The 25,015-nt window shown below is 63.7% G+C and carries 24 protein-coding genes; 20 read left to right on the forward strand and 4 right to left on the reverse strand.

Going from position 1 to position 25,015, the window contains the following annotated elements:
* Positions 1-14: 14 nt before the first annotated feature.
* Positions 15-1,556 carry an acetolactate synthase large subunit gene (locus tag HCO70_RS00255; RefSeq protein WP_172291963.1) on the reverse strand — a complete coding sequence of 514 codons (1,542 nt, stop codon included), beginning with the start codon at positions 1,554-1,556 and terminating at the stop codon, positions 15-17.
* A 451-nt stretch (positions 1,557-2,007) separates the two neighbouring features.
* On the opposite strand from HCO70_RS00255, the gene HCO70_RS00260 reads away from it, so the two are divergent.
* From HCO70_RS00260 to HCO70_RS00305, 10 genes are all read left to right on the forward strand, one after another.
* Positions 2,008-2,769, forward strand: a complete 762-nt coding sequence (locus HCO70_RS00260) for an IclR family transcriptional regulator (RefSeq protein ID WP_172291965.1) — start codon at positions 2,008-2,010, stop codon at positions 2,767-2,769.
* Positions 2,766-4,490: a hypothetical protein gene (locus tag HCO70_RS00265; protein WP_371742126.1), complete on the forward strand. Its 1,725-nt coding sequence runs from the start codon at positions 2,766-2,768 to the stop codon at positions 4,488-4,490. Before HCO70_RS00260 ends, HCO70_RS00265 begins: the two co-directional genes overlap by 4 nt.
* Entirely contained in the window at positions 4,487-5,185 is a 699-nt protein-coding gene (locus tag HCO70_RS00270; protein WP_172291967.1) for a hypothetical protein, read from the forward strand. Before HCO70_RS00265 ends, HCO70_RS00270 begins: the two co-directional genes overlap by 4 nt.
* Positions 5,182-6,165 carry a membrane dipeptidase gene (locus HCO70_RS00275; protein WP_172291969.1) on the forward strand — a complete coding sequence of 328 codons (984 nt, stop codon included), beginning with the start codon at positions 5,182-5,184 and terminating at the stop codon, positions 6,163-6,165. Before HCO70_RS00270 ends, HCO70_RS00275 begins: the two co-directional genes overlap by 4 nt.
* Positions 6,166-6,175: 10 nt before the next feature.
* A complete protein-coding gene (locus tag HCO70_RS00280) occupies positions 6,176-7,222 on the forward strand; it encodes an ABC transporter substrate-binding protein (RefSeq protein WP_172291971.1) in 1,047 nt (348 codons plus the stop codon).
* Positions 7,223-7,349: 127 nt separating this feature from the next.
* Positions 7,350-8,198, forward strand: coding sequence for an ABC transporter permease (locus HCO70_RS00285; protein WP_172291973.1), 849 nt, complete (start codon positions 7,350-7,352; stop codon positions 8,196-8,198).
* A gap of 9 nt (positions 8,199-8,207) precedes the next feature.
* The gene (locus HCO70_RS00290) at positions 8,208-9,050 is read left to right on the forward strand and encodes an ABC transporter permease (RefSeq protein WP_172291975.1); all 843 of its coding nucleotides are present in this window, start codon (positions 8,208-8,210) and stop codon (positions 9,048-9,050) included.
* Entirely contained in the window at positions 9,047-10,117 is a 1,071-nt protein-coding gene (locus HCO70_RS00295) for an ABC transporter ATP-binding protein (protein ID WP_172291977.1), read from the forward strand. Before HCO70_RS00290 ends, HCO70_RS00295 begins: the two co-directional genes overlap by 4 nt.
* A gap of 7 nt (positions 10,118-10,124) precedes the next feature.
* Positions 10,125-10,502 (forward strand): Rid family hydrolase, encoded by a 378-nt coding sequence (locus HCO70_RS00300; protein ID WP_172291979.1) that lies wholly within the window; start codon positions 10,125-10,127, stop codon positions 10,500-10,502.
* Complete coding sequence (locus HCO70_RS00305; RefSeq protein WP_172291981.1) at positions 10,495-11,874, forward strand: FAD-binding oxidoreductase; 1,380 nt, start codon at positions 10,495-10,497, stop codon at positions 11,872-11,874. The genes HCO70_RS00300 and HCO70_RS00305 overlap by 8 nt, the downstream gene beginning before the upstream one ends.
* 14 nt (positions 11,875-11,888) lie before the next feature.
* Here HCO70_RS00305 and HCO70_RS00310 read toward each other — a convergent pair whose 3' ends face one another.
* The 3 genes from HCO70_RS00310 to HCO70_RS00320 form a co-directional block, all read right to left on the reverse strand.
* Entirely contained in the window at positions 11,889-12,839 is a 951-nt protein-coding gene (locus HCO70_RS00310; RefSeq protein ID WP_172291983.1) for a cation transporter, read from the reverse strand.
* Positions 12,836-14,029, reverse strand: a complete 1,194-nt coding sequence (locus tag HCO70_RS00315; protein WP_172291985.1) for an HlyD family efflux transporter periplasmic adaptor subunit — start codon at positions 14,027-14,029, stop codon at positions 12,836-12,838. Before HCO70_RS00315 ends, HCO70_RS00310 begins: the two co-directional genes overlap by 4 nt.
* Positions 14,030-14,444: 415 nt before the next feature.
* On the reverse strand, positions 14,445-15,479 hold the full coding sequence (locus HCO70_RS00320; protein WP_172291987.1) for a LacI family DNA-binding transcriptional regulator: 1,035 nt from the start codon (positions 15,477-15,479) through the stop codon (positions 14,445-14,447).
* A gap of 158 nt (positions 15,480-15,637) precedes the next feature.
* Between HCO70_RS00320 and HCO70_RS00325 the strand changes: the two genes are divergently transcribed.
* From HCO70_RS00325 to HCO70_RS00370, 10 genes are all read left to right on the forward strand, one after another.
* Positions 15,638-16,612, forward strand: a complete 975-nt coding sequence (locus tag HCO70_RS00325) for a sugar ABC transporter substrate-binding protein (protein WP_172291989.1) — start codon at positions 15,638-15,640, stop codon at positions 16,610-16,612.
* 129 nt (positions 16,613-16,741) lie between these two features.
* Entirely contained in the window at positions 16,742-17,791 is a 1,050-nt protein-coding gene (locus HCO70_RS00330) for an ABC transporter permease (protein WP_172291991.1), read from the forward strand.
* A gap of 10 nt (positions 17,792-17,801) precedes the next feature.
* Entirely contained in the window at positions 17,802-18,803 is a 1,002-nt protein-coding gene (locus tag HCO70_RS00335) for an ABC transporter permease (RefSeq protein ID WP_172291993.1), read from the forward strand.
* Positions 18,804-18,813: 10 nt separating this feature from the next.
* Positions 18,814-19,638 (forward strand): ATP-binding cassette domain-containing protein, encoded by an 825-nt coding sequence (locus tag HCO70_RS00340; protein ID WP_172291995.1) that lies wholly within the window; start codon positions 18,814-18,816, stop codon positions 19,636-19,638.
* A 49-nt stretch (positions 19,639-19,687) separates the two neighbouring features.
* Positions 19,688-20,587: a sugar phosphate isomerase/epimerase family protein gene (locus HCO70_RS00345; protein WP_172291997.1), complete on the forward strand. Its 900-nt coding sequence runs from the start codon at positions 19,688-19,690 to the stop codon at positions 20,585-20,587.
* Positions 20,588-20,597: 10 nt separating this feature from the next.
* The gene (locus tag HCO70_RS00350) at positions 20,598-21,620 is read left to right on the forward strand and encodes a Gfo/Idh/MocA family oxidoreductase (RefSeq protein ID WP_172291999.1); all 1,023 of its coding nucleotides are present in this window, start codon (positions 20,598-20,600) and stop codon (positions 21,618-21,620) included.
* A gap of 34 nt (positions 21,621-21,654) precedes the next feature.
* Positions 21,655-22,827 carry a Gfo/Idh/MocA family protein gene (locus HCO70_RS00355; RefSeq protein WP_172292001.1) on the forward strand — a complete coding sequence of 391 codons (1,173 nt, stop codon included), beginning with the start codon at positions 21,655-21,657 and terminating at the stop codon, positions 22,825-22,827.
* A 23-nt stretch (positions 22,828-22,850) separates the two neighbouring features.
* Positions 22,851-23,792: a sugar phosphate isomerase/epimerase gene (locus tag HCO70_RS00360; protein WP_172292003.1), complete on the forward strand. Its 942-nt coding sequence runs from the start codon at positions 22,851-22,853 to the stop codon at positions 23,790-23,792.
* Between the two features lie 6 nt (positions 23,793-23,798).
* Entirely contained in the window at positions 23,799-24,083 is a 285-nt protein-coding gene (locus HCO70_RS00365; RefSeq protein ID WP_172292005.1) for a putative quinol monooxygenase, read from the forward strand.
* Between the two features lies 1 nt (position 24,084).
* Positions 24,085-25,014 (forward strand): sugar phosphate isomerase/epimerase, encoded by a 930-nt coding sequence (locus tag HCO70_RS00370; RefSeq protein ID WP_172292007.1) that lies wholly within the window; start codon positions 24,085-24,087, stop codon positions 25,012-25,014.
* The last annotated feature ends 1 nt before the right edge of the window (position 25,015 follow it).

The following is a 25,015-nucleotide window of genomic DNA, read 5'->3' on the forward strand; positions in this document are numbered from 1 at the left end:
GTCTGGAGGCGGTATCACATGCGGACTTCGATGAGCGATGGGCCGGGTTTGGAGAGGGCCTTTTGCAGCGCTGCGTTAAGTTCGCCTGCGGTGGCGGCGGCGCAGGCGGACACACCCTGACCCTCGGCCAGCTTGACCCAGTCGGGGGCGGGATCTTCCAGCGACATCAGGGGGTTTGTCCGGTCTGACGGGGCGCCCGCGCCGATTTTGGAGGTTTCGTTGGCGAGGATGCTGTACTTGCGGTTGGCGAGGATGAGGACGGTCACGTCCAGCCGCTCGCGCGCCATGGTCCAGAGCGCCTGAAGCGTATAGTAGGCCGAGCCATCACCGGTGATGCAGAGCACCTTGCGATCCGGGCAGGCGGTGGCGGCGCCGACTGCGACGGGCATGGAATATCCGATGGAGCCACCACGGTTATTGATCCAGTCATGCGCCGGGCCATGGCCACAGAGCGCGAAGAGATGCGCGCCGTTGGTGACGGACTCGTCGACGACGATGGCCTGATCCGGCAGGAGCGCGGCGACGGTCTGGCCGAGGGTCTCGGCGTCGATCGGTGCCTGCGTTTCCGGGGTGGGGATCGAGGGATGTTGAGGGGGTTCGGCGGGCTGGGCGCCCACTGCTTCAGCCAATGCCTGTAGTGCGGTTTCGGCGTCGGCGGCGGGGTCGCAGAGGGGGATCGTGTTTGCGGCTTCCGGCAACAGGTGACTGGGCCGGCCGGGATAGGCGAAGAAGGCAACCGGAGGGCGGGACCCGACGAGCACAGCGGTTTCGATATCCTTCAATGCCTCGGTCGCGAAGTCGACGTGGAACGGGATGCGGACCAGCGCGGGCGTGTCGCCGCCGCGCGCCATGCGGGCGACGGCGGCCTCCGCGCGGACGGTGCAACCGGTGGCGGCGCCGATGGCATGGGCGAGCTGCGCCATGCGGGAGCTGATGTGCGGTGCGCCGATCAGGAGCAGGGCGCCGGGTTTGGCCAGTGCGTCAGCGGCTTTTTTCAGGCAGGTCGTGTCGAAGGACGGTTTTTCGACCGGGGCGGGGGTGGCGGATGTGTTTTCGGTTTCGGACCAAGCGGCGTCATTCGGAACGACAAGTGTGCCAACCATGCCGGTCTGAACTTGTGCGATCATCTCCGCCGTTGCCGCTGCGACCTCGTCGGCGGTTTGCGGGGTGGCGACGGCGCCGCTGACGGTCTGCGCCATGCCTTCGATATCCGCCGTGAGCGGGGCATCGTGGGCGAGATGATAGGTGGCATGCTCGCCCACGATGTTCAGGACCGGTGTCGCGGCTTTTTTCGCGTTGTGCAGGTTCGCCATGCCGTTGGCGAAGCCCGGACCGAGATGCAGCAGAACCGCGGCGGGCTTGCCGGACATACGGGCGTAGCCGTCGGCGGCGCCGGTGGCGACGCCCTCGAAGAGGCAGAGCTTGAGGTCGAGGCGGGGTTCGCGGCCGAGGGCGGCGAGCAGGTGCATTTCGGTCGTGCCCGGGTTGGCGAAGCAGGTGTCGATGCCGTTTTCGGCAAGAATTCGGGCAAGCGCGTCGGCGCCGGTCTGGGTCATTTGTTTGCTCCACTGGAAGTCTTGGCGCGGTCGCGCCGGTCGAGGGGGAGCATTCTGATCCTGCGCCGAGTGTCAATAATAATGAGCGCGAAAGCCGGTGCGAGAATTTGTTTGGGCTCTCCAGGCGAATTGGCGCGCAGTCGTGTGCGGTTGGTTGTCTGGAAGGCGGTCTGGACGTGATTAGCCCTGTTTTTTCGAGCAGATCCGGTTCTGAAAGGGAATCAGCTTTCCGGCATGATCAGGCCGGAGCGCCTATTCGAGCGTACTCTCGGTGCTCAGAATTCGTGCAGGCGGCTGGAGATCGCGCCTTCTCGCTCAAAAATATACGCAAAAACTTGGCGCAATTCAGCGAGAAAAAACAAGCAATTGGCCGCTGCCGGGGTGAAATCCGGCATCTCAAGAGCCTGTTTTCCATTTGACATAGATCAAATGGGCTCGCAGCATATTCAATATGGATAGCTCATATTCAAATAGAAGACAAGCCCCCGATGCAGGTGTCCGGCCGCTTTCGACGGTTCTGAAGACGCTGGAGATCATCGACCACTTCGCCACCTGCACCCGGCCGCAGCGGTTGTCGGACGTGACGCAGGTCACGGGCCTGTCGCGGGCGACGGCATATCAGCGGCTGCTGACGCTGGTTTCGGCCGGCTGGTTGGAGCAGGACGATGTGGGGCGCTACCGGCTGAGCATGCTTTCGACGCGGCTGGCGGCGGCGGCGCTGGACCAGGCGGATATCGGGGTGCGGTCGGAACCGGCGCTGACGCGGCTGATGACGGCGGCGGGTGAGACGGCGTCGCTGTCGATCCTGGACCGGGGGCAGCCCTGCATCGTGGCACGCGTCGAATCGGACACGCTGCTGCGCGCCGAGCAGAAGATCGGGACTTACATGTCGCTAGAAGGCTCGGCTTCCGGGCGGGTGCTGGTGGCGTTTGCCGACGACGTGACTCTGGAGAGGCTTCGGGCCGGGCCGCATGAGCTGCCTACTGACGAGGTTCTGGGTGAAGTGCACGCCGACGGCTACGCGCTTTCGAGCGGTTACACCCACAGCGGCGTGCGCGGGTTCGCGGCGCCGGTTTTCGATCTGCACGGGCGGTGCCGGGCGACGGTGTCGCTGGTGGCGCCGGTGACGCGGTTCGACCTCGAAGCATTCCGGGCCCCGGTGCTCGAGGCCGCGAAGGAACTGACGAATATCCTGCACGGGGGCGGCCAGTGACCTTGGTTTCGGCATTGCACACGACGGAACCGGGCGGGAAGCCGGGGCTGCGCGACTGGCGCGAGCTGATGAAGCCGGAGCGGTTGGCCGCGATGCAGCCCAGCCGGTTGAGCGGCACGCGCGCGTTCATGAACAAGATGATCCGAGAACGCTGGGATATTTCCGTCGAGCGGTTCGACGTGGATGCGGATGCCGCTGGCACAATCGTCTATTCGATAAAGGCGCCGCTGCAGGAATTCTGTTTCATCGCTTTCTCCTTTCCGCCGAAGCCAGAGGGCCGGACTGGCCGGATCATCGGCCGGTCGTGGGACATGATGGGCACGCTGAACGAGGGGCCGGCGACCGAGGCGCAGATCGAGGAGGCGCGCGCGCAGCTTCCGAAGCTGTACCGGGGCCGGGCCAGCACGAATGCACTGGTCTGGTGCCGGTCGAACCGGTCGATGCGCGCATTCAGCGCGACGCTGGAGGCGCTGGCCGAGGGGCGGCAGCCGGAGATCGAAGACCTGAACGCCGCCTGCTACCTCATGCGGAACACCGGGCTGGACGGGAACGGCACCTTCGGGACGCGGCCGTTCCCGTCGCTGGGGCCGGACCACGCGCTGGGCGGTGTGCTGGAAGCGCAGCTTTTGCTTGCCTACCTGATGCGTGAACTGGCCTGCGACCTGGTGGAGCATCTGGCGCGGCTTCGGTCCGAAATGGCGGTGAAACTGGATCCGGCGTTGCGGCGGTTCCTGGGGGTCGGCAACGGATCGGCGCTTGGGCTGATCTTTTTTGTGCAGAAGCATCCGCGGCTGATGAACGCGTGGATCACCGCGCGGGAAACGGCGATTGCCGCGGCGCTGGGGCTTAAATTGCAGCGCGGCGATCCGCGAACTCTCGACCTGATCGGGCTGATCCGCCGTGTTGCGGTCTTCCGAAATGAAGACCGGATGATGTACGAAACCTTCGCCTCGTCCGAGACAGTGGCGCGGGAAGTAGCGAGCCTTGTGCCGCTGCTGGAGGAACTGCACGCGGAAGGCCGGGTGCGCGGCGATGCGGCGGATTATCCCTTGGATGCAATTGCGCGGTTGGCCGAGTCGAGCCTTGCACCGGAAAGCTACGAGACTTTCCTGTCTCTGCTGATCGAGCTGGTGCCGGAGACGGCGGACCGGCTGATCGCCGGGGTCGAAGGCGCCGACGAACTGGCCGTCGACCCGCTGATGACAGTGGGTGAGATGGCGGCGCTGCTGGATGCGGATTACAGCTGGGCGCTGGAGACGGACATGTCGGCGCCGGATGCGCAGGCCTATGTCTGGTACAAGTCCGAGACCGCCGAGGAACCTCGGCGCGGGCTGCGAGCCGAGATTCCCGAAGCGGTGGATCTGGGGCTGGACCTGCCGGGAGACCTGCAGGCCCTGCGCGCGGATCTGGCTACGGGGGAGGCTGGGACACCGATGGCGCGGTTCCTGCTGGCGCACCCGCAGCATCGGCTGATGGTGGCGCGGGCGCAGAGCCTTGCGGGTACGCACTTCCACACGCCGCTGGCCAATATCAATTCCGGCGACTTCGTTCCGATCGATCTTGTGCGGCTGATGAATGTCGCCTTCCACGGTATCGACAAGACCCGCGATTACCTGCAGCGCAACCTGCGGGGCGTGCTGTATCACGGTGCGCCGACGCGGGAGGATATCCGGTCCGGCGAGGGGCTGCGCTGGTTCTACCCCGAGGAGCCCAAGGCATGAACCCGACGCCCGAAATGCTGCGGATCATGCCGCGCGAGATGCGGATGATGTCGGAGCGCATCCTGTCGCTGACGAACCTGCCGAAAGGCTTCGCGCTGATGGTTGGAGACGTCGTGATGTATTCGCAGGCGATGGGGTTCGGCGGCTTTGCCCTACTGGAGCTGCGGCTGGACGACCTGAAGCCGGCCGATCCGTCTAAGATTTCCCTGATCGCTGAGAGCGGGCAGAGGATCGAGCTGGACGGCGGCGGGCAGCATGCCTGGTTCGTGGTGCCTTCGCTGATCGACCTGCTGCAGCTGAAGCTGGCTGATCACGATCTGGCGGAAGCGGAGGTCGTCGGCGTTGTCGATCCAGGCGAGCTGGGTATTGCCGAGGGGCTGGGGCGTCGCGCCGGGATGGAGCTGTCGGTGACGGACGGGTTCGTGACCGCGCGCAAGACTGCGCCCGGCGATCCGGTACTGGACCGTGTGCTGGCGGATGGCTGCCGGATGCCGGCAGAGCTCTGGTGGCGGATCTACGCAATAGCGCAGACGGCGTTGACGCCGGATTCGGTCGTGTCGCGGCGCCATGCAGGGCCGGTGATCGTGACCGAGGACGGCAAGGTGATCGGGCGTACGGACAATGACGACGACACCGACGTGAACTTCATCAGCTCTGTCGGAGCGGGCACGGAAAAGCAGGAGAAGACCGCGTGAATACCCTTATCGACGGGCTGCAATGCGGCCATTTCGACCGCGAGTCGTTTGCCGAGCTGAAGAGTGCCGGAGTGGGCGGCGTGGTTGTGACCTGCGGGTTCTGGGAGGGGGCGCTGGAAAGCCTCGACAGCCTTGGCCGCTGGCGCGACCTGATCCGCGAGAATTCGGACGTGGTGCGCGTTGCGCTGACGCCGGCAGATATCGTCGCGGCCACGGAAGAGGGCAAGGTTGCGGCAATCCTCGGGTTCCAGAACGCCAACCTATTCGAGGGGCGGATCCGGCTGGTCGAGATGTTCGCCGAACTGGGCGTGCGGGTCGTGCAGCTGACTTACAACAACCAGAACGAACTGGCCGGGAGCTGCTACGAGGCCGAGGATTCGGGGCTCGCGCGGTTCGGCAAGGAAGTCATCCTGGAAATGAACCGGGTCGGAATGCTGGTGGATTGCTCCCACGTCGGCAACCGTTCGACACTCGATGCGATCGAGGCGTCGGAGAAGCCGATCGCGGTGACACACGCCAATGCCGACAGCCTGTTCCCGCACAAGCGCAACAAGTCGGACGACGTGCTGAAGGCCCTTGGTGAGACCGGCGGCGTGATCGGCTGTGCCGCATACCGCAACATCACCGGGGACTATTACTGCAAGACCATCGAGACGTGGTGCGAGATGGTGGCGAAGACGGTCGAGATCGCCGGGATCGACAGCGTCGCCATCGGCACCGACCGCAGCCACAATTTCACCGCGCCGGACTACGCCTGGATGCGCATGGGCCGCTGGACCCGGGGCATCGACTATGGCGCCGCCTCTGCCGCGCGGCCGGGCAAGGCGCCGCCGCCGGACTGGTTCCTGACGTTGCAGGACCTGGACAAGATACCCAACGGCCTCCGCACAGTGGGTTTTTCAGAAGAAGAGGTCGCCAAAATCACCCACCAGAACTGGTTGCGCCTGTACGGCGAAACCTTCCGCAACTCCGACAGTTGAGAGGATCATCATGTTGAAGGATCGAAGAAACGCGCTTTGGCGGCCGAGCCGTCGCCTGTTCCTGCAGGGCTCTGCTGCCGCCGCCACCGCTCTGGCTGCACCGCAGATCGCCCGCGCGCAGAACAAGGAGCTTTACATCAACTCATGGGGCGGTCCCTGGCTGGAGGCCGCACAGGCCAACCTGTTCGACCCGTTCACCGCAGAGACCGGGATCAAGATCACCACGGTGTCGCCGGTGTCCTTCGCCAAGCTGGCCGCGCAGGTGCGCACCGGCGTCTACGAGTTCGACGTGACCACGCTGGGCGGCGGCGACATCGTTCGCGCCAACCAGGCGGGGATTATCGAGGACCTGGATTCGCCTTACGAAGGCGGGTTGTTCGAGAATGGCGTCGCTTCGCATGCCTTCGCCACGCTCATGGCCTGGCGTACCGATGCGGGTTGGGAAGAGACGCCGCAGAGCTGGGCGGATTTCTGGGATGTCGAGAAGTTCCCGGGCGCGCGGTCGTTGCAGCGCTATGCGGCGCGGGTGCTGCCTATCGCGCTTCTGGCTGACGGCGTCGCGCCTGAGGATCTGTATCCGCTGGATATCGAGCGCGCCTTTGCCAAGCTGGACGAGATCAAGGAGCATATCCGCGTCTGGTGGACCGGCGGGTCGCAATCGACGCAGATCCTGCGCGACGGCGAAGTCGACATGATCGGGATCTGGCACGGCCGCTATTTCGAGGCGGAAGATGCCGGCGCGCCGGTGGATTTCACCTGGAACCAGGCCGAGATCGACCGCGCCTACTGGGTCGTCGCCAAGGACACGCCGAACATGGAAGCGGCGAAGATGTTCGTCGAGTTCGCCACCTCTCCGGAACCGCTTGCCGGTTTCGTGAGCCAGGCGAATTACGGTGCGCTGAACCCGGCGGCGAACGAGTTCGTGGCCGACGCCGCCAAGCCGCGCATGCCCACCTCGCCCGACAACTATCCGCAAGTCTTCGAACAGGACATGTCGAACTGGGGCGGCGACCCGGAAGAAGTGTCGATGCGCTTCGACGAGTGGCTGGCAAGCTGAGGCGTCCTGGCGGCGGGGGCCTCTCTCCTTCCGCCGCCTGCAGGTTTCCCCTCACGGAAGCCCTGGCCGTGTCCGCATCGCGGACCGGCCGCAATCCGAGACGAGTGACTGGAAAGGACAGCGCCCGATGGCGGTGACCCTCTCGACATTAACGGAACGCAGGAACCTCTGGCCATGGCTGCTGCTGGCGCCTTTGGCGGTGTATCTGGCGTTGTTCTTCCTCGTACCGCTGGCGGAAGTCGCGATCATGAGCGTGACCGAGCCGCGGCCGGGACTGGCGAATTACGAGAAAGTCCTCACGGGATCGCTGTACCGCAAGGTATTCCTAAACACCTTCGCGACGGCGGCGCTGGTGACGGTGTGCTGTTTGCTGGTCGGCTATCCGCTGGCCTACCTGATGAACGCAACCACGCAGCGGCGGGCGATGATGATCCTGCTGCTGATCACGATGAGTTTCTGGACCTCGTTCCTCGTGCGCACCTATGCATGGATGGTGCTGTTGGGGAACAACGGGCCGGTGATCTGGCTGTTGGAAACCATCGGGTTCGAGGACCCGCCGGGGATCCTGTTTACGCGGTTCTCGTCGACGCTGGCGATGGTCCACATCCTGGCGCCCTACATGATCATGAACATCTATTCGGTGATGCAGAAGATCGACCGGTCGCTGATCCGTTCGGCCGAGAGCATGGGCGCCTACGGGTTGTCGCTGTTCCGGCATGTCTATCTGCCGCTGACCGCGCCAGGGATCGCAAATGGGTCGGTGCTGGTCTTCGTGATCTGCCTTGGCTTCTACGTGACGCCCGTCCTGCTGGGTTCGCCGCGCGAGCAGATGGCGGCTGGGCTGATCGGCCACCAGATCGAGGAATTCCTTGCCTTCGGGCTCGGCTCGGCCATGGCGATCGTGCTGCTGGTGGTGACGCTGATCGTGCTGGCGATCTATTCGCGGCGCTTCGGCCTCGACAAGCTGTACGGGTAGGAGGGGATCATGGACCGCTTCCTGCGCTGGACCGGGATCGCCATCGTAATCTTCATCGCGGCGCCGCTGGTGATCGTGGTGCCGATGTCCTTCTCGACCTCGCCGACGCTGCAGTTTCCGCCGCCGGGGTTCTGGCTGGGTTACTACGCGCAGTATTTCACCGACGAGAGCTGGCTGCGGCCGACATTCAATTCGCTGCTCATCGCGTTGATGACGACGATCCTGACGATGGCGCTGGTGGTGCCCGCGACCTTTGCACTGGTGCGGCACAAGTTCTGGGGCAAGGGCGCCGCCAACGTGATGATGATGATGCCAATGGCGGTGCCGCATATCGTGATGGCTGTGGGGTACTATTCCTATTTCGGCTCTCTCAGGCTGGTGCATTCGCATCTGGGCGTGATCCTGGCCCATACCTGCCTGGCGGTACCGATCACCTTCCTCGTGCTGTCGGCGAACCTGAAGGGGTTCGACCGGACGCTGGAACGCGCGGCGCGGTCGCTGGGCGCCACGCCGCGACAGGTTTTCATCCATATCACCCTGCCGATCCTGCGGCCCGGGCTGCTGATCTCGGCGCTGTTCGCCTTCATCCAGTCGTTCGACGAAACGGTGGTGGCGATCTTCATTTCTGGCCGTGATGCCGAGACGCTGCCGCGCAAGATGTTCGATTCCATCCGGCAGGAGGCCGATCCGGTAATCGCCGTAATCTCGACGCTGCTGTTCGTGGCGGTGTTCCTTGGCCTGATCGCGCCGCATGTGCTGCGGCTTTTCCGCAAGCTCTTTTCCCGCGCCGCGCCGAAGCCGGTGCGCGCCACCCGAAACACGCAGGCCACCACGCCGCAGGAGGTCAAATGAACCCCTATCTTCAGCTCTCCGGCGTCAACAAAACCTTTGGGGATTTCACCGCGCTGGACCGGATCGACCTGGATATCGAGCAGGGCGAGTTCGTCACGTTCCTTGGACCCTCGGGGTCGGGGAAGACCACGACGCTGATGATCATAGCCGGGTTCGAGGATGCCACCCGCGGCGCGATCACTATCGGGGGGCATTCGCTGGCCGGTCTGGCGCCTCAGGAGCGGAACATCGGGATCGTGTTCCAGAATTACGCGCTGTTCCCGCACAAGACCGCCGCCGAGAACGTCTATTTCCCGCTGCAGATGCGGGGTGTGAAGAAGGCAGCGGGCCTGGCGAAGGCCGAGGAGATGCTCGATCTCGTGGGGCTGAAGGGGTTCGCGCACCGGTATCCGAAGGAACTGTCGGGCGGTCAGCAGCAGCGTGTCGCACTGGCGCGGGCGCTGGTGTTCGAGCCGGATCTATTGTTGCTGGACGAACCGCTGGGCGCGCTGGACAAGAACCTGCGCGAGCAAATGCAGATCGAGATCAAGCGGATCCAGAAGCGTCTGGGCGTGACGACGATCTTCGTCACCCACGACCAGACCGAGGCGATGTCGATGTCGGACCGGATCGTGGTGTTCTCGGACGGGAATATCGAGCAGGCCGGGGCGCCGCTGGACATCTACCACCGACCGAGTACGCGGTTCGTGGCGGACTTCATCGGCGAGAGCAACCTGCTGGACGCGGTGGTGACGGATGCCGAGGCGCGGGTCGCGGAATGCCCGGCGCTGGGATCGGTCGTGTTCGGAGCCGAGGGGCAGCCGCCGGTTGTCGACGGGCAGGAGGTTGCGCTGCTGATCCGACCCGAGCACCTGAAGCTGTCGCGCGATCCAAAGGAAGGCCGCATGAACGCAAAGATGGTGATCGATACGATCGTGAACTACGGCGATAACGCGCTGGTCATCGGCCATCGCGGCGACACGCAGATCCGGGTGCGGGTGCCGGGGGCGGATGTGGTGATCCTGAAAGAGGGCGAGGAGTGCCATTTCAGCTGGACTGAAGACGCCGCCTTCGTGCTGGACAGGTGAGGCTGCGATGACTCCGGAAGACCTGATCACCCGGTTCGGGACCACGGCGCGCGCTTCTATCGCCACCGTCGCGAACGGCACCGGCTATTTCGCGGTGACCCCCAGCGCGCCCTATGACGAGACACTGACCACCGCCGAGCAGGCGCGACAGCTGTTCGGCAAGGCAGAGGCGCGGCTGGCGGAGATCGGGTCGTCGAAAGGGGCCATGCTGTTCTGTGCGATCCTGCTGCGGGATATCGGCGATGTGGCCGCGTTCAATGCGGAATGGGATGGCTGGGTCGCGGATATTGCGCCGCCTGCGCGGGCCTGTTTCGAGGCAACGTTGGCGAACCCGTCGCTGAAAGTGGAGTTGATCCTGGTCTGCGCCGTGGCGGGAGATGGCTGATCCGGCGCTGGTGGAGGCGCTTGTTGCCTGCGGGCATGATCTGGGGCTGATCACCGGCGCGGCGGACGCTGCACGTTATGCGACGGATGCGACGCGCCGGCCGGACGTGGTGCCCGAAGTCGTGATCCGGCCGAAGGACAAGGCCGGCGTGTCTGCAGCTTTGGCGCTGTGTCACCGGTTCGGGCAGCCGGTCGCTGTGCAGGGCGGTCTTACCGGGCTGTCGGGTGGCGCGCGGGTGCGGCCCGGCGAGGTGGTGCTTTCCACGGAACGGCTGACCGGTCTGGGTGCGCCGGATGCGGATGCAATGCTGATCCGGGCAGGTGCAGGAGTGACGCTGCAGCGATTGCAGGAGGCGGCGGCGGAGCAGGGGCTTTGCTTTGGCGTCGATCTTGGCGCGCGAGGGACTGCGACGGTCGGCGGCGGAATTGCCACGAATGCCGGCGGTATACGCGTGCTGCGCTACGGCATGTTTCGCGCGCAGGTTGCAGGGATGGAGGCGGTGCTGGCGGACGGCACGGTCGTGTCCTCGATGCGCGGGCTGGAGAAGAACAATGCCGGGCCGGACCTGCGGCAGCTGTTCACCGGCAGTGAGGGTATATACGGCGTCATCACCGAGGCGCTGTTGCGGCTGCACCCGGCGCCGGGGCTGGAGCGCAACGCGCTGTGCGCAGTTGAAGGGCCGGAGGCGGCATTGGCACTGCTGCGCATGTTGCGGGGACGGCTGGGTGGTTTGTTAAGCGCGTTCGAGGGGCTCTGGCCGGAGGTCTATGACGGCGCTTGCGGGATTGCGGGAACGCGGCCATTGCCGTTGGGTTCCGGGCTATATGTGCTGATTGAGATACAGGCTCCGAAGGGGTTGATCGAGGAGGACGCTTTCGAGCAGGTGCTGATGGACGCTTACGAGGCGGGACTGTGCGGCGATATCGTTGTCGCGCAGTCGCGGCGGGAGTTCGACGGTATCTGGCATCTGCGCGAGGCGTGCCCGGAGTTCACCTTTTCGCTGGGACGGCTGGTGCCGCATGACCTGAGTCTGCCGCTTCGCGCAATTCCGGAGTTTCTGGGCAGGGCGCGGGAGGCGGTGGAAGCTGTCGACCCGGTTGCACGGATCTATGTCTATGGCCACCTTGCCGACGGCAACCTGCATTACGTGGTTAAGAGCGAGATGCGCGCCGAGGTTTCGGCGGCGGTAAATACTCTGGCGGCGCGGATGGGTGGCTCAATCACCGCTGAGCATGGGGTGGGAACCGACAAAAAGCCGTATCTGTCGCTGGTGCGGAGCGCGGAGGAATTGGGCCTGCTTCGGCGGCTGAAGTCCGCGATGGATCCGGCAGGTATCCTCAATCCGGGTCGGGTGATTGGGCTTGACGACTGATCGGGTCTTTCCGGCTAAACGGGCGCGGGGTTATCCGGCGCCGACTCTCTTGGTTCCTTGTCCACGACGATGCGGAGCTCGATGGCGGGGTCGATCTCGTGCACGAGCGTCTGCAGGCGGTCGAGATTGCGCTCCCAGTCGGGATCGTGGACGTGGTGGCGGTTCACGGTAACTTCGACCTGCGGGAAACGGCCCGAGCTGCGGCTGCGCAGGGCGGCGATCCAGGGCCCGGAGACGGGATCGGTTGCCAGCGCGGTGCGGACACGATCGACCATTGTCGGCGGCAGCGGTGCGTCGAGCAGGGCGGGCATAGCGCTGGCGACCATCGAGACGCCCGAATGCAACATGACGACAACGACAATGGTCGCGCCGATCACGTCCAGCAGATGGGCGAAGAGCGGGTCGGTCGAGATCGCCGCGAGCGTCAGCAGGATCTGTAGCACGATAGAGTTGGAGAACTTGATCGACCGGGTCAGCACCTGCGCGCGGAATACGTCAGACTCCCGCTCTTCCGAGGCAGCGAGAAGTGCGCGGAGCGACAGGCCGTTGATCATCAGGTTGATAGCATTGACGATGGCGGCGATGGCGAGGCCGAGGGGGCCTGCGGCACGCTCTGGCGATCCGAGCGATCCTATGACCTGTGTCGCCACCCAGAGACCGCTGGCTATCAGGCTGATGCCGAAGACCAGCCAGGCGAATTGTTCGACCTTGCCAATGCCGAATTCGAAGTGTCCGAACCGGTCACGGTGTACGCCGCGCAGGATGACGGTGGAGAAAATCTCGATGATCGTCATGAAGGCGGCGCGCACGCATTCGCCAAGCATGGTGAAGGAACCGGAGGTGATCGCGGCGAAAGTCTGGAGGATCACTATGACGATGTCGGCCAGGATGGCACCGAAGATCGAGCGTTCCTTGGACCTTTCGATCGCTGTCGGTTCGCGCGTGGGAGTGCCGAGTATCTTCACAGACGCAGCCTTGCGCGAATGACGTCGAACAGCCCGACATCGGGGAACTCGACATAGGCCGCGTTGCCGAGTGGGCAGGTATTGCCGTTCAGGTCGGTTTCGCCCAAGTCGACCAGGACCTGCGCCAGTCCCTCGTGCCGTCCTTTCGCCACGGCCGCCAGCGTCCGCTCGTCGAGCGTGGCCGAAGACCCGCGCGTTAGATGAACTGTACCGATGCGTTCCTCTGACTCACCTTCGAGCAGGATCGTCGCCTGCGATCCAGGACGGATCAGCGGCAGTTCCGCATCGGAGACCGGCACGTCGACAAGCAGGTTGTCACAGTCGACCCAGCGCAGCAGGATATCGCCGGCCGCAACGGTCGACCCCTTGCCTACCTCGATTTCGTAGACTTCGGCGTGGGATGGGATGACGATATCTGCTTCGCGAAGTTTCTGGTACTCGGCTTCCTGGGCCTCGAGCGCGCTTGTCGCCTCTTTATGGAGCGCTTGCGCTTCAGCAATGTCGAGGCGGATGCGGAGCCGTTCGGCCTCTAGTCCGAGATCGGCGACATGTGCCCATGAGGGATCCGAGCCGTCCGATTCGAGGAACACGCCATCCGCTGCCGCTTGCAGGCGGGAATCGAGATCGGACAACTCAGCCTGCAGCTGGGCTATATGCTCTTCGACGTCGACTTGTTCGGTGGTTGCCGCGGTGTTCAGTGGTGCCGGTTCCAGATCGTTTTCGGACTCCGAGGGCCCATGCGCCGCGAGTATATCAACTTCTTGCTCGAGCGCGCGTTTCGACGCTTCCAGCCGCTCTATGAATACCGCCGCGTAGCGTTCCGTCCGTTTGGCGCGGTCGCGGATGAGCTGGTCGAGTTCACTGGCATAGGTTTCCAGCTCGTGCACGCGTTCCAGCGCATGCTCCTGCTGGATCCTGTGCTGCAGAACGGCCTCTGCTTCGCGGAACAGCCGGTCGTTGCGGATGCGGACAACATGGCCTTCATCGCCGATGGCTCCAGAGGTGGTTGGCGGGTCGGAGATGATCGTTCCGGCGACCGGGGCATTTACGGTCTGGGCCCATGAGGTCACCGAGGCATCGCGCACGAGGATGGAGCGGAGGTAAGGGGCAAGCATCCAGGCGGCGTAGAGGACGAAGACGATGATAGCGGTAAAGAACACCCAGTTCCGCGATTTGCGGGCGGTGGTCATCGGCGGACCCTCCGGCCGTCGATCCTTCGGGGCGCGGGCCGCTGTTGAGGCGTGTATTTGTTTTTGATCAAGTGAATCGGTTCTGTTGTTTTGTAGCTTATCGGTCGGAGCATCTCTGTTCTATTTTTTCGTCCCGTGCGGGTTGCGTTTATTAAGGCTAGCGATTTGTATTTACTGGATTCGGTACCTGCCAATACGCAGAGCGGTGCGCGGATTATTTGCCTACAGGAGATTTTGCCGGACGTCGCCGCCACGTCCGGATAGGTATACTTCGCCTGCACTGAGCGGAAAGTCATGTAGACTGTATGAATTTTTTGTGGAGATTTCGCATCCAACCGGTGAGTTGGAGCATCGGGCCTGGCGTCACTGGCCGGTTGGCGGCAGCGTCGGCGTCGGGCCGTCCGCTACACCGCTCCTAGATATTCTCCGGCGTGACAATCTCGAACGGTATGGTGCGCTGTACCGCAGCTGCGGGAGCGTCCTGTTCGATGGCCTCGATCATGGTGCGCACCAGCAGCTCGGAGGTCGTGTCCAGCGGGTGGCAGAGGGCGGCGGTGATCAGGCCCTCGGACAGCCCCTTGCGGGTTTCCGGCCCGATATCGCGACAGACGAGGCGCACGCCCTTTCGCTGTTGATCCGGGATCTGGCGGAGCGCCCGCAAGACGCCGGAGATGCCGCCGCCGACGATGAGGATGCCGACGAGATCGTCGGTCGTTGCCAGCAGGTCAGTCACCATGCGGTAGGCTTCGGCGGGGTCCTCATGGGTGGGTCGGCTGTCCTCGACCATCAGGTCGGGCGCGTGTTCGCGCATGTAAGAACGGAAGCTCGCGTCGGCGACGTCCTGGCATTGGTAACGGTGGTTACCGATGAACACCGCGACGCGACCGGGGCCGTGGGTCATCTGCGCGATGAGGAATGCAGCGGTACGACCGAGCTTCCAATTGTCGGCGCCGACATAGGCCGAGCGCTCTGGCGCGGACTGGTCGGTGATGTAAGCGACCACCGGCTTGCCCTCTTCCCTCAGGGTACGGATTGCGTGGCTGATGACCGGGTGATCAGCGGCGATTACCGCGACGGCGTCGCATTCGCGGCCGAGGGCCAGTAGCCGCCCGGCGATGTTCTCGGGCGTCAGCAAGTCGACGAAATCGACGACGGGTTCCACGACCTCGTCGCGGCGACCACGGCAGGCGGCGACGATCTGGCGGCTGAATAGTTGGTAGAGTTCGCGGGTCGACTGCTGGAGGAGAAAGCCCATCCGGTATTTCGGCGCCGCCCTGCGCAGCCGGTCCTCGATGGTGCCGATACCATAGAAGCCGATCTTTTCGGCGGCGTTCTGCACCCTTTGCATTGTGGTGCCTTTCACCTGCGCCGTGCCGCCGAGGATGCGGTTCACGGTCGAGACGGAAACGCCAGCCGCTTCGGCAAGATCGGCAATTGTCGGTCGGTCCATGGCATCCTCTAGTAGCTAAGCCTGTATCATTATGACAGACATCTTTTGACACTTTTGACAAGTTAAGTCTTATTCTATCTTTCGAAGATATCAAGCATTCGTTATGGCTGGCGGCGCTTAGAGGTCCCTCGGGGAGATGGGACATGGAGGAGATCAATATGACCAAATTCAGCCGCCTCGCGGCCACCGCTTCCACTGCCGCCATCGCTGTTTGCGCCGCGACTGCTGTACTGGCCGCCGATATCTTCGTGGTCGGGGGCAAGCCCGACGATCCGTTCTGGTCCATCGTGAAGCGCGGCGCCGAAGATGCCGGCATCGTCGCCGAAGCACAGGGCGGTTCCGTCACCTGGCTTGGCCCGCAAAACTACGACAATCTGGGCGTGGACGCCGCCGAACTGATCCGGCAGGCGATCGACCAGGGCGCCGATGCCATTGTAGGCCCGGACTGGGTTCCGGAAGCGATGGACCCTGCCTTCCAGGCAGTCGTCGACGCCGGCATTCCGCTGGTTATCTACAATGCCGGCGGGATCGAAGCCGCCGACCGTCTGGGCGCGATGAACTATGTCGGATCGAACGACTACAAGGGTGGGTTCGCCGGGGGCGAGTACCTGGGCAACAAGGGCAAGCAGAACGGTGTCTGCTTGAACACGCTGCCCGGTGCGGCCAACATCGAGGCGTTCTGCTCTGGCTTCGTCGACGGGATCGTCAGCGTCGGTGGTGAAGGCTCTGTCCTGCCGCTGCCTGCAACGTCGTTCGGTTCGGCCACCGCCGTGGCACAGGCGCTGCGCGCCCACCTGCTGCAGCACCCGGAGATCAACGCGGTCTTTGCGATCGGCAACGTCGACGCGAACTCTGCCGTCAGCGGCATCGCGCAGGCCGGCAAGGCCGGCACCGTGGAAGTCTGCGGCATGAACTTCGACGAGTCGATCCTGCAGAACATCAAGGACGGCACCCAGGCCTGCGCCATCGACCAGCAGGGCTACCACCAAGGCTACCTGGCGGTGTCTATCCTGAACAGCTACGTCAATTACGGCCTGACAGTCCCGACCCGCGAGATCCTGACCGGCCCGGGCATCGTCGACTCGTCGAATGTCGACGCGACCATGGCGGGCGTGGCCGAAGGCACCCGCTGACGCGGGTACGATCTCTGAATCACCGCTGTCCGGCCGTGCGCGGCCGGGCAGCACCCTGACCGCGTGGCGGCACGGCAGAAGGCCAGTGCCCGTCCCGCGTCCGATCCATACACATTCGGGGGGAGAGAGATGAATTCAGCCACGCAATCCGTATCGACAGGCACGCACGGCGCGCGGCCGGGTCTGGGGGTCACGCTGGGCCGCCTGGCACGGCGCCCCGAGGCGGGCTCGCTGCTGGGGATGGTCGCAGTGTTCCTGTTCTTCGCTCTCTCGGCCGGAACGATCTTTGTCTCACCTGCCGGGTTCGCGAGCTGGCTGAACGTCGCCGCCGAAATCGGCATCGTCGCTCTTCCCATCGGGATCCTGATGATCGCGGGCGAGCTTGACCTGTCGATCGGCGCAGTGATCCCGGCCTCGTCGCTCACGCTGGCAATCATCTCGGGCTACTACGGTTTGCCCGAGCCTATCGGCATCGCGGCGGCTCTGGCATTTGGCCTGCTGGTTGGCGCGATCAACGGGTTCCTAGTGCTGCGCACCGAGGTACCGTCGCTGATCGTGACCATCGGCACCATGTTCGCGGTTATGGGTCTGACGCTTGGGCTGTCGGTCCTGCTGACCGGCTCGACCAGCACCAATATCGTCCCGAGTCCTTTCTACAAGGCGCTGCTGGGCCAGTTCGTCGGCGGCATGTTCCAGGTCACCATTTTCTGGTGGGTCGGTTTCATTATCGTGGCGGCGTTCCTGCTGCACCTGTCGCCGTTCGGAAACTGGGTCTACGCGCTGGGCGGCGACAAGATCAGCGCCCGCAATGCCGGTATCCCGACTGAGCGGCTGACGATCACTCTGTTCATGATGAGCGGTTTCTGCGCGGCCTTCGTCGGCGTCGGACAGGCGATGGTCTACCAGAGCGCGCAGGTGGTGGGTGGACAGTCCTTCATCTTCAACTCGATCATGTGCGTGGTGATCGGCGGGGTGCTTCTGACCGGCGGGTTCGGTTCCGTCGCGGGCATCGTGCTGGGCACCATCACTTTCTCGATCGTGAACCAGGGCATCTATTTCACCGGGTTCGATCCGAACCTCGGCTCGGTAATCATCGGTGCCCTGCTTCTGCTCGCCGTCCTGATGAACGACACGTTCCGCAAGATGGCCCTGACCTATTCCACCAAGAAGAAGAGCTGAGGGCGGACCCATGGACACTTTTGCAATCGGCAACCTGATGCGCCGTCCCGAAGCAGGGGCCATCCTGAGCCTGATCGCCGTCATCGCCTTCTACGTCATCTTCGGTGGGGTGAATCTGGTGAACCTGTTCGGGGCCGCCAGCTGGGTCAATTTTGCCGCCAACCTTGGCATCGTTGCGCTGCCGCTGGGTCTGCTGATGATCGCGGGAGAGCTGGACATCTCCATCGGTGCGATGATCCCGGCCGGGTCGATGAGCATCGCCATCGTCTCTGGCTATTACGGGATGCCCATCGTTGTGGGGATGGCCGTCGCACTTGGCCTGGGCGTGCTGGTCGGGCTGGTGAACGGCCTGCTGGCGACGCGGACGACGGTGCCATCGCTGATCATTACGCTGGGCACGCTGGTGGCGATGCAGGGCATCGTTCTGGCCGGCTCGGTCCTGCTTACCGGAAACGCCAGCGTTCCGCTATCGGCGCCGGACTGGGCAAAGACGATCTTCGGTCAGCTTCTGGGCGGGTCGTACCAGATCATCATCGTGTGGTGGATCGCGCTGACCGCGCTGTTCGTGCTGATCATCCACTACACGCCCTGGGGCAACTGGGTCTTCGCCATGGGCGGCGACAAGGAGAGCGCCCGCAATGCCGGCATTCCGACCAACAAGGTGACGATCACCCTGTTCGTCCTGTCGGCTGTCAGTGCCTCTTTCGTGGGGATGTGCGGGGCGATTCTGTTCAACTCTGCCCAGGTGTCGGGTGGAATGAACTACATCTTCAATGCGGTCGTCTCGGTCGTGGTGGGAGGCGTGCTTCTGACCGGCGGGTTCGGATCAGTGATGGGGATCTTCTTTGGCACCCTGACCTTCGCGATCGTGAACCAGGGGATCTATTTCACCGACATCGACCGCAACTGGTCGAGCCTGATCATCGGGGTGATGCTGCTGCTTGCCGTGCTGATGAACAACAGCTTCCGCAAGCTGGCGATGACCGCCCGCCCCAAGAAGAAACCTGCGTGAGGAGGATAAGATGGCCGAGAATACTCCGGTTCTGGAACTGCGCGACGTCAATAAGTCCTTCGGCCCGATCGACGTTCTGCACGACATTTCGCTGAAGGTTCATGCGGGTGAGGTTCTGTGCCTGCTGGGCGACAACGGCGCCGGCAAGTCGACACTGATCAAGACGCTGGCCGGCGTGCACCGGCCGACATCCGGCACGATCCTGATGGATGGCGACGAGGTCAGCTTTGACCGGCCGAAGGATGCGCAGGATCGCGGCATTTCGACAGTGCACCAGTTCGGCGGGACGTTTCCGCTGATGACCATAGGGCGGTCCTTCTTCGTAGGGGTGGAGCCGACGAAGAAGTTCGGTCCGTTGAAGATCTTCGACCGCAAGACAGCCAACGAGACCGCGGTGAAGGCGGTGCAGGATTTCGGCATCACGCGGATCGACGACGGCGACCGTCTGATCGGCGGGTTGTCGGGCGGCGAGCGGCAGTCGCTCGCCATTGCGCGTGCAGTGCATTTCGGCGCGCGGGTGCTGATCCTGGACGAACCGACCGCGGCGCTGGGCGTGAAGCAGGCGAGCCACGTGCTGCGTATCGTGCTGGAAGCGAAGAAACGCGGGCTGGCGGTGATCTTCATCACCCACCAGGTGACGCATGCGATGGCGGTGGGCGACCACTTTGCGGTTCTGATCCGTGGCGCGCTGGCGGCGAATTTCATGCGCGGCGAGAAATCGCGCGAAGAGATCACCGACCTGATGGCCGGGGGCGAGGCGCTGGCCGATCTCGACAGCATCATCGAAGGGTACATGGAAACCCACGAGGGTCATCCGCCGGCGCCTGTCGCGTGACGCGACGCCCGGCACCTTCAACGACAACAGACCTGGGAGGACCCGTTCGATGAAAATCGCCCTCGACCCGTTCATGCACCGCCATCTGAGCCTTGAGGAACTGCCATCCAAGGTCGCGGAGCTTGGCTACGAGTGGATCGAACTTAGCCCGCGCGCCGACTTCCTTGAGTGGTTCAAGGCGCCCCGCGTGTTTCCCGACCGGGTGAAGCGGTTCAAGAAGGCGCTGTCGGACGCCAATGTCGGTATCGCCACGCTGCTGCCCATGTATCGCTGGGCGTCGAATGACGAGGAGGAGCGCAAGGCTGCTGTCCGTCACTGGAAGCGCGCCATCGAGATTTGCGTGGAGATGGGCGTGGACACGATGAACAGTGAATTCGGGCGCGGGCCGCATCCGGACAAGGGCACCTGCTACTGCTGCCATACCGGATCGATGATCGAGGCCTGCGAGGATGCGTGGTGGCGCTCGATGGAGGACCTGGTGCCGATCTTCGAGAAGGAAGGCATCAACCTGCATATCGAGCCACATCCCGAGGATTGGGTGGAGACACTGCAGCCGTCGGTGGACCTGATCCGCACGGTGAACAGCCCGCGCGTCAAGTTCCTCTACTGCTGCCCGCACACCTTCTATTTTGGCGATGACGTGGTGGCGATGCTGCGCGAATGCGCCGACGTGCTGGCACATGTCCACATCGCCGACACGTTCAACCACAAGGCCAGTTCCGGCCTGCGTTACATTCTCAACCCGCCGGGGACCAACGCACGAGTGCACCAGCATCTGAATATCGGGCAGGGCGAGGTGCCTTGGGACGACTTCTACCGCACGCTGGCCGAGGTCGGGTTCGACGGGATCATGACCGCCTGTGTCTTTGCCTGGGAAGAGAAGGCGGATGAGAGCGGCACGTTCATGCGTGCCGAGATGCAGCGTTACGTGGACAAGTATTTCAAGTGAGGCCCGCGCCATGACACTCAAGGTTGGAGTCATAGGGACCGGCATGATCGGTCAGGACCATATAAGGCGGCTGACGACGGTGTTGTCGGGCGTCGCGGTGACGGCTGTCAGCGACATCGACGCGGATCGCGCCCGCGCCGCCGCACCCGAGGGAGCGGAGGTGTTCGGCACGCCGCAGGCGCTGATCCGGTCGGATGCGGTGGATGCGGTTGTGATCTGTTCGTGGGGCCCCGCGCACGAGGAGCAGTTGATTGACTGTATAGCGGCGGGCAAGCCGGTGTTCTGCGAGAAACCGTTGGTCACATCGGAGAAAGCCGCGCTTAATGTGATGGAGGCCGAGGTCGCCTTTGGAAGGCGGCTGGTGCAGGTCGGATTCATGCGACGCTTCGATGCCGACTACCGCCGGCTCAAAGCGGTGATCGACTCCGGAACACTGGGCGCGCCGCTGATGTATCACTCGGTGCACCGCAACGCGTCGGTGCCGGAGGGGCTTTATACCTCGGAGATGCCGCTGAACGACACGCTGGTTCATGACGCGGATATCTCGCGCTGGCTGTTGTCGGACGAGATCGCGGCGGTCGAGGTGCGGCTGCCGCGCCGATCCACACGCGGCGGCGAATTGCGTGACCCGCACTTCGTTCTGCTTCACATGGCGGGTGGCGCCCTCGTCGATGTCGAGATTTCCGTGAACATTGCCTACGGCTACGACATTCGCGGCGAGGTGAGTTGCGAACAGGGGATCGCCGCGTTGCCGAACAGGCCAGCGACAGTGGTGTCGGACAGGCACGGCATCCGGCAGGCGATCCCCGAAGACTGGCGCGAGCGGTTCATCGAGGCCTACGATCAGGAGTTCCGCGAATGGATCTTGGCCGCCGGGCAGGGGACGGCGACGGGACCGAGTACCTGGGACGGCTATGCAGCGACGCTGGTCGCCGACGCCGCGCTGCGCGCCGTTGCCAGCGGCGGTCGCGAGGTGATCGCCATGCGCGACAAGCCGGCGCTTTACGAGACTGCGATGTCCAAGGCCGCCTGAGACGCGCGCCGCATTCGAGGAAGGTTCAAGACCGATGATCAACGGTGAGAGAACGATCGCCCGGCCGCTGCGCTGGGGTATGGTCGGGGGCGGCCGTACAGGACAGGTCGGCTACAAGCATCGCACGGGCGCGCTGCGCGACGGGACTTACGAGCTCGTTGCGGGGGCGTTCGATCTGGATGCGGCACGCGGGCGCGATTTCGGCACGATGCTGGGCGTCAACGGTGACCGGTGCTACGCAACCTACGAGGATCTCATTGCAGGCGAAACCGCGCGCGAAGATGGGGTGGAAGTGGTATCGGTCGCGACGCCGAACTTCACTCATTACGAGATCACCAAGTCTCTGCTGGAAGCCAGGATCCACGTGATCTGCGAGAAGCCTCTGTTCTTCACCGTGGACGAATGCGACGAGATCGCCGCTCTGGCCGAGAACAACGGCCTGATCGTCGGTGTCACCTATGGCTTCACCGGTCATCCGCTGGTGCAACAGATGGCGGCGATGGTGGCAAAGGGCATGCTGGGCGAGGTCCGGATCGTCGACTTGCAGTACACCCACGGTTTCAACGCGGGCGACGACGTGGACGCGCCCGAGGCCGTAAAGTGGCGTACCAACCCGAAGACGGCTGGGGCGACCTTTGTGCTGGGGGATATCGGGACGCACCTATACTACCTGTCGGAGGTCGTGCTGCCGCATTTGAAGGTCGAAAAGCTGCTGTGCGACCGGAAGGCGTTCATTCCGTCACGAGCTCCGCTGGAAGACCACGCGACGGTGCTGATGCATTACGACAACGGCGCGCGCGGGCGCTTGTGGGTTTCGTCAGTCAATGCCGGGAACATGGGGTCGCAGCGGTACCGTTTCGTTGGTTCTAAGGCGTCGCTGGAATGGTCCGACTCGCATCCCGATCAGCTGCTCTACGACGTGCAGGGCGAGCCGAACCGCATCCTCCACCACGGAATGCCGTACCTGGAGGACGAGAGCCTTGCATGCGACCGGATGGGCGCGCTGCATACCGAGGGGCTGGGTGACAGCTGGTCCAACATTTACCTGTGGATCGCTGAGGCTATCGACGCGAAGGCCCAGGGCGACGACACGTTTCTGAAAACTCACCATTATCCCGGGATCGCCGCCGGCACCGAAGGCGTGCGCTGGCTGGAGAACTGCGTGCGCTCCGCCGATGCGGGCGCGACCTGGGTTGATTTCCAATGAACGTCTTCTGAAGGAGCGAAGACATGAAGCTTTCCATCTGCACCGACGTGATGGGCAATCTGTCCTTCACCGACATGCTGGACAAATGCGTGAAGCTCGGCGTTGAGGGCGTCGAGATGACAGGTGGCGGCTGGTCGCCTGCACCGCATTTCCGGGCGGAGACTCTTCTGGCCGACAAGCAGCTGCTGAAGGAGCGGCTGAAGGAGATCGAGGCGCGAGGGCTGGAGATCGCTGCACTGAACTGCTCGGCCAACCCGCTCGACCCGGGCGCGATGGGCAAGCGACACCGTAAAGAGATGGAGGATACCATCCGGTTGGCGGGCGAAATCGGAGTCAAAAAGATTGTCTGCATGTCGGGCCTGCCCGAGGCGGCACCGGGCGACATGGTGCCGAACTGGCTGGTCTACACCAAGTCCTGGCCAGACGAGATGCCGGAACGTGACCGCTACCAGTGGGAGGACCGGGCGTTCCCGCTGTGGCATGATCTGGTGAAGCTGGCCGGCGAAGCGGGCGTGGAGAAATACGCGCTTGAGAACTTCTCGGCCATGCTGGTGTGGAACCCGGAAACGCTATTCCGGCTGCGCGATGAAGTCGGGCCGAAAGTGGGCATGAACCTCGACCCGTCGCACCTGTTTTGGAAGGGGGCGGATCCGATCGCGGGTGCGCGTGCGCTCGGCGAAGCGATCCACCACGTTCACGGCAAGGACACGCGGATCGAGCGTTGCCTGGCGGATGTGAACGGGCTGCTGGAGCTTAAGGAAGTGACCGATGTGACGAACCGCAGCTGGAACTACGTCGCGGTCGGCGCCGGTCACGACTTGCAATGGTGGAAGGAGTTCTTCTCTGTCGTGGGCATGATGGGCTATGACGGCTGGGTTTCGCTGGAGATGGAGGATTTCACCATGTCCACCGACGCGGGCATCCAGTCATCCATTGACGCTCTCCAGGCCACTATCATCCGCTAGGGTGTCATGTACAAGTTCATCATCACCATCGAGCTTCAGCCCGGCACGCGGGATCAGATCCTAGCCCGCGCGCCGGAGGTTCAGGCGGCAACGCGTGATGAGCCGGGCTGTCTGGCCTACGACTTCTTCACCTGCACTGACGATCCGGACAGGCTGGTCTTCGTCGAGGCGTGGACGGATAAGGCAGCGCATACTTTCCACATGGAGCAGCCGCATACGAAACAGTTCATCGCGTACCACGAGCAGTTCCACCGATCGCTGACCTTCGAAACCATCAACGTGGCGGACTGAGATGGCGAACCCGGTTGCCATATCCTGTGCGCCCTGCTGCTGGGGGGTCGATGACGTGTCGAACCCGCATCTGCCGCCTTGGGAGAAGGTGCTGGAGGAGGCGGCAAAGGCCGGGTTCGACGGGCTGGAGCTGGGACCCTACGGCTACATGCCGCTGGACGTAGAGCGCGTGGGCGGTGCGCTGCGGACTCGTGGATTGTCCATCGTGGCGGGCGCGATTTTCGACGACCTCGTTTCGCCCGGGAACCGCGAGAGCCTGCTGAAACAGACGGACGAGATTTGTGCTTTTATCACTGCGCTGCCGAAGCCGGGTACACATGCGGGCCAGCGGTTTGACGCACCGTATCTGACAGTCATGGACTGGGGCCACCACGAGCGTGATTTTGCAGCGGGGCATTCTGATAGGGCGCCGCGGCTCGATGACGCTGCGTGGGAGGGGATGGTCGTGAATATCCGTGCCATCGCCGAACTGGCGCGCGACCGCTACGGCGTGCGCGCCACGATACACCCGCATGCGGGCGGATATATCGAGTTCGCAGACGAGCTGGCGCGGATCGTGGAGAATATCGGACCGGAGACCGCTGGGCTATGCCTCGACACAGGGCATCTGGATTATGCTGGCATGGATCCAGTGGAGACGCTGCGGTCGTACATGGACCGCACGGATTACATCCACTTCAAGGATATCGACCCGGTCGTGTTCGATGACGTCATGGGCCGGCAAATCCGTTTCTTCGATGCCTGCGCCGAGGGTGTGATGTGCCCGATCGGCCGGGGCCGCATCGGCTATCCCGCAATACGTTCGCTTTTGACCGAAGCGGGCTATGGCGGCTACATCACAATCGAGCAGGAACGAGACCCGCGCAATTCGGGGTCCGTTCTGAGCGATCTGGCAGCGAGCCGGGCGTTCCTGAGGGAGACGGGATTCTGAG

The sequence above is a fragment of the Pseudoruegeria sp. HB172150 genome (assembly GCF_013184805.1).
Taxonomy (GTDB): Bacteria; Pseudomonadota; Alphaproteobacteria; order Rhodobacterales; family Rhodobacteraceae; genus Psychromarinibacter.